Here is a 10,880-nt window from a genome sequence, read left to right as displayed (position 1 = left end):
GAATGGTAGTCCGGCGGTGTCCTACTCTCCCACACTCTACCGAGTGCAGTACCATCGGCGCTGGAGGGCTTAGCTTCCGGGTTCGGAATGTGACCGGGCGTTTCCCGCTCCGCTATAACCGCCGTAACACTATGAAACTGTTTCACCAACATTCTTCTCAAACCCTTGTTCCCGCTTACGGGGGGTTTGGTGTTGTGGTGTGTTGTTTCAGATATTGTATAGTGGACGCGTATTCATGCTTTGTTTTGTTCTTATGGTTAATTATGGTCAAGTTATCGGCTTATTAGTACCGGTCAGCTACACACATTACTGTGCTTCCACGTCCGGCCTATCAACCCAGTAGTCTGCTGGGAGCCTCTCCACCCAAAGGGTGTTGGAAACCTCATCTTGAAGCGTGCTTCCCGCTTAGATGCTTTCAGCGGTTATCACTTCCGAACGTAGCCAATCAGCCGTGCCCTTGGCAGGACAACTGACACACCAGAGGTTCGTCCATCCCGGTCCTCTCGTACTAGGGACAGGTCTTCTCAAGTTTCCTCCGCGCGCAGCGGATAGGGACCGAACTGTCTCACGACGTTCTAAACCCAGCTCGCGTACCGCTTTAATGGGCGAACAGCCCAACCCTTGGGACCAACTCCAGCCCCAGGATGCGACGAGCCGACATCGAGGTGCCAAACCATGCCGTCGATATGAGCTCTTGGGCAAGATCAGCCTGTTATCCCCGGGGTACCTTTTATCCGTTGAGCGACGGCGCTTCCACAAGCCACCGTCGGGTCACTAGTCCCGACTTTCGTCCCTGCTCGACATGTCTGTCTCACAGTCAAGCTCCCTTGTGCACTTACACTCAAAACCTGATTGCCAACCAAGCTGAGGGAACCTTTGGGCGCCTCCGTTACCTTTTAGGAGGCAACCGCCCCAGTTAAACTACCCACCAGGCACTGTCCCTGAACCAGATCATGGTCCGAAGTTAGGAGCCCAAAACGACCAGAGTGGTATTTCAACAATGACTCCCGCCCCCGCTGGCGCGAGGGGATCAACGTCTCCCACCTATCCTACACAAGCCGTTCCGAACACCAATACCAAGCTATAGTGAAGGTCCCGGGGTCTTTCCGTCCTGCTGCGCGTAACGAGCATCTTTACTCGTAATGCAATTTCGCCGAGTTCGTGGTCGAGACAGTGGAGAAGTCGTTACGCCATTCGTGCAGGTCGGAACTTACCCGACAAGGAATTTCGCTACCTTAGGATGGTTATAGTTACCACCGCCGTTTACTGGCGCTTAAGATCTCAGCTTCACACCCGAAGGTGTTAACCGGTCCCCTTAACGTTCCAGCACCGGGCAGGCGTCAGTCCGTATACATCGAATTGCTTCTTCGCACGGACCTGTGTTTTTAGTAAACAGTCGCTTCTCCCTGCTCTCTGCGGCCCCCACCCCTAACCCGTAAAGGGTTTCAAGGTGGAAGGCCCCCCTTCTCCCGAAGTTACGGGGGCATTTTGCCGAATTCCTTAACCACGATTCACTCGATCGCCTTAGTATTCTCTACTTGACTACCTGAGTCGGTTTAGGGTACGGGCGGCTCAGACCTCGCTAGAAGCTTTTCTCGACAGCATAGGATCACCCTACTTCCCACATATGTGGTCACCATCAAGCCTGACCCAAAGACACCACGGATTTACCTATGGCATCGGGCTGCACTCTTGGACGTGGACAACCATCGCCACGCGGAGGCTACCTTCCTGCGTCACTCCATCGCTTACCTACTACAAGATCGGGTCCCACGCACCCCCACGCCCCGTCCCTCGAAAGGAACTAAGACACGGGTTAGGGTGGTTAGCATCACCTGGTTCAATATGAGCGGTCTTTCGCCGGTTCCGGAATATCAACCGGATATCCATCGACTACGCCTGTCGGCCTCGCCTTAGGTCCCGACTTACCCAGGGCAGATTAGCTTGACCCTGGAACCCTTAGTCAATCGGCGCACGGGTTTCTCACCCGTGATTCGCTACTCATGCCTGCATTCTCACTCGTGTAGCATCCACAACTAGCTCACGCTGCTGCTTCACCCGCTACACGACGCTCCCCTACCCAACCGCACCCCTGAACCACGAAGGCTAGGGTAAAATGCGGAAGCCACAGCTTCGGTGGTGTGCTTGAGCCCCGCTACATTGTCGGCGCGGAATCACTTGACCAGTGAGCTATTACGCACTCTTTCAAGGGTGGCTGCTTCTAAGCCAACCTCCTGGTTGTCACAGCAACTCCACATCCTTTTCCACTTAGCACACGCTTAGGGACCTTAGCTGATGATCTGGGCTGTTTCCCTCTCGACTACGAAGCTTATCCCCCGCAGTCTCACTGCCACGCTCTCACTTACCGGCATTCGGAGTTTGGCTGACGTCAGTAACCTGGTGAGGCCCATCAGCCATCCAGTAGCTCTACCTCCGGTAAGAAACACGTGACGCTGCACCTAAATGCATTTCGGGGAGAACCAGCTATCACGGAGTTTGATTGGCCTTTCACCCCTACCCACAGCTCATCCCCTCAGTTTTCAACCTAAGTGGGTTCGGTCCTCCACGCCGTCTTACCGGCGCTTCAACCTGGCCATGGGTAGATCACTCCGCTTCGGGTCTAGACCCGGCGACTCAAACGCCCTATTCGGACTCGCTTTCGCTACGGCTACCCCACACGGGTTAACCTCGCCACCGAGCACTAACTCGCAGGCTCATTCTTCAAAAGGCACGCCATCACCCACCACAAGGGCCGGCTCTGACGGATTGTAAGCACATGGTTTCAGGTACTATTTCACTCCCCTCCCGGGGTACTTTTCACCTTTCCCTCACGGTACTAGTCCGCTATCGGTCACCAGGGAATATTTAGGCTTAGCAGGTGGTCCTGCCAGATTCACACGGGATTCCACGAGCCCCGTACTACTTGGGAACACACAAACGAAGTCACACACATTTCGGTTACGGGGGTAACACCCTCTACGCCGCGCCCTTCAAAACGCTTCACCTATGCGCACGATTTATCACTCCGCGCCGGCATGTCAGTACCAGCAATGCACGTCCCACAACACCCACTCCGCAACCCCTGACAGGTATCACACGAAACAGGTTTAGCCTCATCCGCTTTCGCTCGCCACTACTCACAGAATCACTGTTGTTTTCTCTTCCTGTGGGTACTGAGATGTTTCACTTCCCCACGTTCCCTCTACACGCCCTATATATTCAGGCGCGAGTAACACCCCATGACGGGTGCTGGGTTTCCCCATTCGGAAATCCTCGAATCACAGTCCGGTTATCGACTCCTCGAGGCTTATCGCAGATTCCTACGTCCTTCATCGGTTCCTGGTGCCAAGGCATCCACCATGTGCTCTTAAAAACTTGAACACAAAAAACAAAGATGCTCGCGTCCACTATACAATTCTCAAACAACACACACCCCACACACACAACCCACAAACCATGAGCCACACATGCGAAACGCACAACAAAGAAAACACCACACCAACCCCCACACCCCCCACAAAACACAAGGGAAGCGCAAAGAATTGGTCCGCATGTTCTCTCAGGACCCAACAACGTGTCGACACCCAACCAGCGAACACCACCACACGCTTTCCAACCCAACCCCACAACAGCAGGACCAGGCGTACTCACCCACAGCAGCACCCACAACCAGGCACCATGATTGATGATCTATCCACGCCCGCGCTCACACCCGACAACCGGACATGACCACACGAGCAAAAACAACAAACCCCACACCCACCCCCACAACGGAGGCGAACATGAGGAGTGCTCCTTAGAAAGGAGGTGATCCAGCCGCACCTTCCGGTACGGCTACCTTGTTACGACTTAGTCCCAATCGCCAGTCCCACCTTCGACCACTCCCTCCAGAAAACTGGTTAGGCCATGAGCTTCGGGTGTTACCAACTTTCGTGACTTGACGGGCGGTGTGTACAAGGCCCGGGAACGTATTCACCGCAGCGTTGCTGATCTGCGATTACTAGCGACTCCAACTTCATGGGGTCGAGTTGCAGACCCCAATCCGAACTGAGACCAGCTTTAAGGGATTCGCTCCACCTCACGGTCTCGCATCCCTCTGTACCGGCCATTGTAGCATGCGTGAAGCCCAAGACATAAGGGGCATGATGATTTGACGTCATCCCCACCTTCCTCCGAGTTGACCCCGGCAGTCTCCCATGAGTCCCCACCATTACGTGCTGGCAACATGGAACGAGGGTTGCGCTCGTTGCGGGACTTAACCCAACATCTCACGACACGAGCTGACGACAACCATGCACCACCTGTGCACCAGCCCAAAAGGAAACCACATCTCTGCGATCGTCCGGTGCATGTCAAGCCTTGGTAAGGTTCTTCGCGTTGCATCGAATTAATCCGCATGCTCCGCCGCTTGTGCGGGCCCCCGTCAATTCCTTTGAGTTTTAGCCTTGCGGCCGTACTCCCCAGGCGGGGCGCTTAATGCGTTAGCTGCGGCACGGAACTCATAGACTGAATCCCACACCTAGCGCCCAACGTTTACGGCATGGACTACCAGGGTATCTAATCCTGTTCGCTCCCCATGCTTTCGCTTCTCAGCGTCAGTAATGGCCCAGAGACCTGCCTTCGCCATCGGTGTTCTTCCTGATATCTGCGCATTTCACCGCTACACCAGGAATTCCAGTCTCCCCTACCATACTCTAGTCTGCCCGTACCCACTGCAGACCCGGAGTTAAGCCCCGGGCTTTCACAGCAGACGCGACAAACCGCCTACAAGCTCTTTACGCCCAATAATTCCGGACAACGCTCGCACCCTACGTATTACCGCGGCTGCTGGCACGTAGTTAGCCGGTGCTTCTTCTCCACCTACCGTCACCCCGAAGGGCTTCGTCAATGGCGAAAGGAGTTTACAACCCGAAGGCCTTCATCCCCCACGCGGCGTCGCTGCATCAGGCTTTCGCCCATTGTGCAATATTCCCCACTGCTGCCTCCCGTAGGAGTCTGGGCCGTGTCTCAGTCCCAGTGTGGCCGGTCACCCTCTCAGGCCGGCTACCCGTCATCGCCTTGGTAGGCCACTACCCCACCAACAAGCTGATAGGCCGCGAGTCCACCCTTGACCAAAAAATCTTTCCACCACGCACCATGCGGCACGCAGACATATCCAGTATTAGACCCAGTTTCCCAGGCTTATCCCAGAGTCAAGGACAGGTTACTCACGTGTTACTCACCCGTTCGCCACTAATCCGCGATACAAGTACCGCATCATCGTTCGACTTGCATGTGTTAAGCACGCCGCCAGCGTTCGTCCTGAGCCAGGATCAAACTCTCCAAAAAAGAAAATCAAAAACCCGGCCGAATCAACGGAAACAAAAAAAGTTTCACAATGATCAACCAAACAAACATTTGGCATCAATCACTCGACACGCTGTTGAGTTCTCAAAAAACATGCACCCGCCGTGACTGACCGCATTAAACTGTCGGACTCGGTGGGCGACTTCGATGAAGTCTTCCTTACTCGACTCTTGGGCGTCAAATCGACGAAATCCGCCGATTGTCGCGCGCTTGGCTCCGAGAAGGTGCCAGTGCGAACCGCTCCGAAGACCGTCTCGCTTCTGGCTGTTGCCAACCCGTTGGGCTGACGTAGAGAACATTAGGCCACGGGTTGGGTCCATGACAAATCGGCATGGCCCCAACCGTTTGCGACCTGCGTCACATTCGCGAATTCGCCTGTGCTGCAGTGGATTTGCTGATCAGACCACGAGAGCTGCAAGAAGATCGGCGCGTGTGAGTACGCCAGCCGGCTTGCCGTCGTCGACCACCATGACGGCATCGTGCGAGGCCAACAGGTCTCGTGCAGCAGTGGCAGGTTCGGCCGCGCCGATCATGGGGAATGGTGCGGCCATGTGCTGCTCCACTGAGTCGGCGAGGTGCGCGGACCCGGTGTAGAGCGCCTCCAGTAGTTGCTTGTCGCTCACGGCGCCTGCGACCTCGCCAGCCATGATCGGCGGTTCCGCGTTGACCACAGGCATTTGAGACACTTGGTACTCCCGCATGATCTGGATAGCGTCGCGCACTGTCTCGGACGGGTGGGTGTGGACCAGGGACGGCAGGCTGCCGTCCTTGCCGCGCAGGAGTTGCTCGACGGTCTGCTCCGTCGTGCTGGCGCGAAATCCGTACGAGGCGAGCCAGTTGTCGTCGAACAACTTCGAGAGGTAGCCGCGCCCCGAGTCGGGAAGCAAGACGACGACGGTGGCATCAGCCGGCAGGGTGCGGGCGTACCGCAGAGCCGCGACAACGGCCATGCCACAGGACCCGCCGACTAGGAGGCCCTCTTCGCGCGCCAGGCGCCTGGTCATGGCGAAGGACTCCGCGTCTGAGACTGCAATGACCTCATCGACCACCGCCGGGTCATAGGCATCGGGCCACATGTCTTCGCCGACCCCTTCGACGAGGTACGGCCGTCCGGTGCCACCGGAGTAGACCGACCCTTCGGGGTCAGCACCGACGATCTGCACGCGCCCGCCGTCGCGCTCAGCAGAGACCTCTCGCAGGTACCGTCCGGTGCCCGTGATCGTTCCCCCAGTGCCTATTCCCGCGACAAAGGCCGTGAGCTCACCATTCGTGTCGCTCCAGACCTCAGGTCCGGTGGACTCGTAGTGACTAGCCGGTCCGTTGAGGTTGGAGTACTGGTCTGGCTTCCACCCACCCGGCGTCTCGGCAGCGAGTCGGTCGGAGACGGAGTAGTAACTGTCCGGATGGTCCGGCGGAACGGACGTCGGCGTCACGACCACCTCTGCGCCATAGGCGCGCAGCACGTTGCGCTTGTCCTCACTGACCTTGTCCGGGCACACGAAAATGCACTGATAGCCCTTGCGCTGGGCCACGAGGGCCAGCCCCACCCCGGTATTGCCGGAGGTCGGCTCCACGATGGTCCCGCCCGGTGTGAGCTGACCTGAGGCCTCGGCGGCCTCGATCATCTTCACGGCGATGCGGTCCTTCACCGAGCCTCCCGGGTTGAGGTACTCAACCTTGGCCAGGACGGTGCAAGCGATGCCCTCGGTGACGGAGTTCAGCCGGACCAACGGGGTGTTTCCCACCAGGTCCGAGATATGTGCGGCGTAGCGCATGGTGTCTGACATGTCGTCATCGTTTCATCGACGAGGATTACATGTGGTCAGGGCACGAATTCCGCCAGTGAGACGATCTACCTCAAAGGGCGGATCGCACAGCGGACCAGGAGGGCATGGTGGGACGAGCCAAGCGAGCGCGCAAGATCGCTGCGGCCGCGGCTTTCGGAGGCGGCGGTGCGGGAGCACTCGGCCTGGCCACCTGGGGACTGCTGGCCACCGAGGCAAGGATTGCGCGCAAGGTCGTGGGGCGTCCTTTCGAAGGGGCTCCGGATGACACGGGCACCTATGGCAGCGGCTTCGGCGACACCATCGAGCTCTTGATCCTGGGTGATTCGACAGCGCGCGGTATGGGTGCCGACGACCGCGCGCAGACCGTCGGAGCAATCGTCGCGTCTGCTGTTGCTGCCCTGACTAGTCGGCCTGTTCGCCTGACCAATGTCTCCGCCATTGGCGCCGAGTCGGCCGATCTGGACCGCCAAGTCGACGTCGCCCAGGACGAAGTCGCCGAACCGGACGTCGCCATCATCATGGTCGGCGCGAACGATGTGACTCACCGTATTGACCGCAGTGTCTCCATCCGGCACCTCGCGATGGCGGTCAACCGACTCCGGGAAAACGGCGCCGAAGTGGTGGTCGGTACCTGCCCCGACCTCGGTGCCGTACGACCGGTTCCTCAGCCATTGCGGGCTCTGATGCAGCGTTGGTCGCGCGACCTCGCAGCGGCGCAGACCGTGGCCGTCGTCGAGCAAGGCGGGCGCACGGTGTCCCTCGGAGACTTGCTGGGCGAAGAGTTCCACGAGCGCCCGGGCGTGATGTTCAGCAAGGACCAGTTCCATCCCTCGGCCGCGGGGTATGCCCGCGCGGCGTCGGCCATTCTTCCCAGTGTTCTGGATGCACTCGGCCACCACAGCATTGATACCGGTCGGGCGCCCGACGAGCGGCGTGGCGAGAGCGTCGGCCCGGTCGCGGTGGCCGCCGTACGCGCGGTGGCTGATCCCGGCACCGAGGTCAGCGGCACTGGCGACGTCGGTATGCGGGGGCGGTTCGCGGTGCTGCGACGTCGTCATCGCCACCCCGTTCCCGGCCCCACGGAAGCGGGCACCGAGCCCGACGATCGAGGCGAATCGACGACGAACTAAGCAAGCGCTTAGTTCGTCGCGTACACTCGCTGATGACGTACGCAGCAGCACCCAACCCCCGTTGGAGGGACCTCATGCCTGAAGCCGTCATCGTCTCTGTAGCCCGATCCCCTATCGGCCGCGCCTTCAAGGGCAGCCTCAAGGACATTCGGCCGGACGACCTCACCGTGCAGGTGCTCGAGGCCTGTCTGGCCAAGGTGCCGGACCTCGACCCCACCACGATCGAGGACCTCTACCTCGGCTGTGCCGAGCCGTGGGCCGAGCAGGGCAACAACATCGCCCGCGTGGTCGCGACGCTGGCAGGTTATGACCAATTGCCCGGCGCGACCGTCAACCGGTTCTGTTCCTCCTCGGTCCAGACGACCCGCATGGCCGCCCACGCCATCAAGGCTGGCGAGGCTGACGTTCTGCTCAGCGGCGGCGTGGAGTGTGTGTCCCGCTACGCCGACCTCACCGGCGCCGGACAGTCCCCGGCCGAGTGGAAGAACCCGGCCTTCGCGGAGGCCGGCGAGCGCACCAAGGCGACGGCCGCGTCCAACGAGACCTGGACCGACCCGCGCGAAGACGGCAACATGCCGGACATTTACATCGCGATGGGGCAGACCGCCGAAAACGTCGCCACCTCCCGTGGCATCTCCCGTGAGCGCCAGGACGAATGGGGTGTCTCCTCGCAGAACCGCGCTGAGCAGGCCATCGCCAGCGGCTTCTTCGAGCGCGAGATCACTCCCGTCACCATGCCCGACGGCACGGTCGTCAGCACTGACGATGGCCCCCGGCCGGGCGTGACGCTGGAGAAGGTGTCCACCTTGCAGCCGGTCTTCCGAGAGAACGGCACGGTGACCGCCGCCAACTGCTGCCCGCTCAACGACGGCGCTGCCATGCTCGTGGTCATGAGCGACACCAAGGCCAAGGAACTCGGCCTCAAGCCGCTTGCTCGGGTTGTCTCGACGGGCGTCTCCGCCCTGTCCCCCGAGGTCATGGGCCTCGGGCCGGTCGAGGCCTCCAAGCAGGCCCTGTCCCGCGCTGGACTGACCATCGCCGACATGGACCTCTACGAGATCAACGAGGCCTTCGCGGCGCAGGTGCTCGCTTCGGCTGACGAGCTCAGCCTCGACATGGACAAGCTCAACAAGCACGGTGGCGCGATTGCGCTGGGCCACCCGTTCGGGATGACCGGCGCGCGCATCACCGCGACGTTGCTCAACGGCCTTGAGTCCGTCGACGGCACCTTTGGTCTGGAGACCATGTGTGTCGGTGGCGGCCAGGGCATGGCGATCATCTACGAGCGCCTCAACTGAGCCGGTTCGCCGGTCACGGCAGCGCGCGGCGCACCGTGGCCAGGCGATCGGTGAGATGTAACGCGTCAGCCTGACCGGCGACGCAGGCGTCATAGACCAGAACGGCAAGTTGGTCGTACGCCGTCGCGGGGCCGAGATCGATGATCTCGGCCCCGTTTGCTATGCCGTCGGCAAGGTCCTGAGTCAGCGCGCGCAGCAGCGGGGCATGCAAAAGCGCGTGGTCCAGCGGCAGCTGCTGCCACCGCCGGGCCACGCGCTCCAGCTCCACGGCCACCGCATCAGGGATGGGTGAAACCGCGGGCACGATCAGTCGCTCTGCAGGCGAGCCAGCAGGCGCAGGATCTCCAGGTAGAGCCACACCACGGTGACGATCAGGCCGTGGGCCATCAGCCAGGACGTCTTCTCGGGCAGGCCAGCCTGCACGCCGCGGTCAATCGAGTCGAAGTCGATCGCCAGCGAGTAGGACGCCAGGCCGACGGCGAAGATTGAGATGGCAATGCCGAGCGGGCCGTTCCCGCCAAATCCGAACATCTCATCGCTGATGAACATCGCGAAGAGAAAGTTGACGATGGCGAAGAGGAAATAGCCCATCAGCATCATGCCGAAGATCCGGCGGCTCTTGGCGGTGACTTTGATGAAGCCGGTCTTCCAGCCGGTAAACATCGCGACAAACACGCAGAGCGTGGCGAGAATGGCTTGGCCGACGATGCCGGACATGCCACCAGAGCCGAACATGTCGTTGTAGACGTTGCTGATGGTGCCAACCAGCACGCCCTCAAGAACGGCGTACGTCACGATCAGAGGCACCGAGATCGTCTTCTTGAAGGCGATGAAGAGGCCCAGACCCAAGGTCCCGACGATGCCGCCAAGCAGCAGCGGCATCGCGAGGCCCGGCGATGCGTCCGTGAAGACCCAAGCGCCCGCGGCAACGATCACCAGGATCGCGAAAAGGCCAAGCGACTTCATCATGACGTCGTCGACGGTCATCCGACCGGTCTGCGCCGGGCCGGCGGTGCCGGCGCCGTACATCTGCTCCAGATCCTGGGGCGACGGCGTCTGTTGGCCGGGCATCGGCTGGCCATATCCCTGCTGGGGGAACCCTTGCTGCGGGTAGCCCTGCTGCTGCCCATAGCCAGGCTGGGCCTGACCTTGCTGGGGCTGGTTGCCGAACCCGGCGTACTGGCCCTGCTCCATCTGCTTTTCGATCCGGCCAAATACCGGGTTGCTTGCCATGGCTCCTCCAGGCGTCATGGTGGGTGCGCGCACGCGCGCGTGATGTCTCACAGTGTAGAAGCCTCGGGAGTGCCGAAAAGTTCCCC

Annotated in this window: 6 protein-coding genes and 3 rRNA genes; 3 read left to right on the top strand and 6 right to left on the bottom strand. The window is 60.2% G+C overall.

Annotated features, from left to right (window positions below):
• Window positions 1-8: 8 nt before the first annotated feature.
• From rrf to F562_RS0117455, 3 genes are all read right to left on the bottom strand, one after another.
• Window positions 9-126: ribosomal RNA gene (gene rrf / locus F562_RS0117465) — 5S ribosomal RNA — on the bottom strand.
• A 137-nt stretch (window positions 127-263) separates the two neighbouring features.
• Window positions 264-3,381, bottom strand: a 23S ribosomal RNA gene (locus F562_RS0117460).
• A gap of 419 nt (window positions 3,382-3,800) precedes the next feature.
• Window positions 3,801-5,328, bottom strand: a 16S ribosomal RNA gene (locus tag F562_RS0117455).
• Together the 16S, 23S and 5S rRNA genes form the textbook arrangement of a ribosomal RNA operon.
• 122 nt (window positions 5,329-5,450) lie before the next feature.
• On the opposite strand from F562_RS0117455, the gene F562_RS0117450 reads away from it, so the two are divergent.
• A complete protein-coding gene (locus tag F562_RS0117450) occupies window positions 5,451-5,633 on the top strand; it encodes a hypothetical protein (RefSeq protein WP_018158262.1) in 183 nt (60 codons plus the stop codon).
• A gap of 111 nt (window positions 5,634-5,744) precedes the next feature.
• Here the strand turns inward: F562_RS0117450 and F562_RS0117445 are convergent, their stop codons facing one another.
• Window positions 5,745-7,121 carry a cystathionine beta-synthase gene (locus tag F562_RS0117445; protein WP_026181375.1) on the bottom strand — a complete coding sequence of 459 codons (1,377 nt, stop codon included), beginning with the start codon at window positions 7,119-7,121 and terminating at the stop codon, window positions 5,745-5,747.
• Between the two features lie 116 nt (window positions 7,122-7,237).
• On the opposite strand from F562_RS0117445, the gene F562_RS0117440 reads away from it, so the two are divergent.
• Both F562_RS0117440 and F562_RS0117435 read left to right on the top strand, forming a co-directional pair.
• Window positions 7,238-8,263 carry an SGNH/GDSL hydrolase family protein gene (locus F562_RS0117440; protein ID WP_018158260.1) on the top strand — a complete coding sequence of 342 codons (1,026 nt, stop codon included), beginning with the start codon at window positions 7,238-7,240 and terminating at the stop codon, window positions 8,261-8,263.
• A 74-nt stretch (window positions 8,264-8,337) separates the two neighbouring features.
• Window positions 8,338-9,561 carry an acetyl-CoA C-acetyltransferase gene (locus F562_RS0117435; protein ID WP_018158259.1) on the top strand — a complete coding sequence of 408 codons (1,224 nt, stop codon included), beginning with the start codon at window positions 8,338-8,340 and terminating at the stop codon, window positions 9,559-9,561.
• Between the two features lie 13 nt (window positions 9,562-9,574).
• Here F562_RS0117435 and F562_RS0117430 read toward each other — a convergent pair whose 3' ends face one another.
• Both F562_RS0117430 and F562_RS0117425 read right to left on the bottom strand, forming a co-directional pair.
• Window positions 9,575-9,865, bottom strand: coding sequence for a hypothetical protein (locus tag F562_RS0117430; RefSeq protein ID WP_040385401.1), 291 nt, complete (start codon window positions 9,863-9,865; stop codon window positions 9,575-9,577).
• 2 nt (window positions 9,866-9,867) lie between these two features.
• A complete protein-coding gene (locus F562_RS0117425; RefSeq protein ID WP_018158257.1) occupies window positions 9,868-10,794 on the bottom strand; it encodes a Bax inhibitor-1/YccA family protein in 927 nt (308 codons plus the stop codon).
• Window positions 10,795-10,880 lie beyond the last annotated feature (86 nt).

The organism is Demetria terragena DSM 11295 (assembly GCF_000376825.1).
Classification (GTDB): domain Bacteria; phylum Actinomycetota; class Actinomycetes; order Actinomycetales; family Dermatophilaceae; genus Demetria; species Demetria terragena.
Note: the sequence above shows the minus strand (reverse complement) of the source record. Positions and strands in the feature narration are given on the sequence as shown.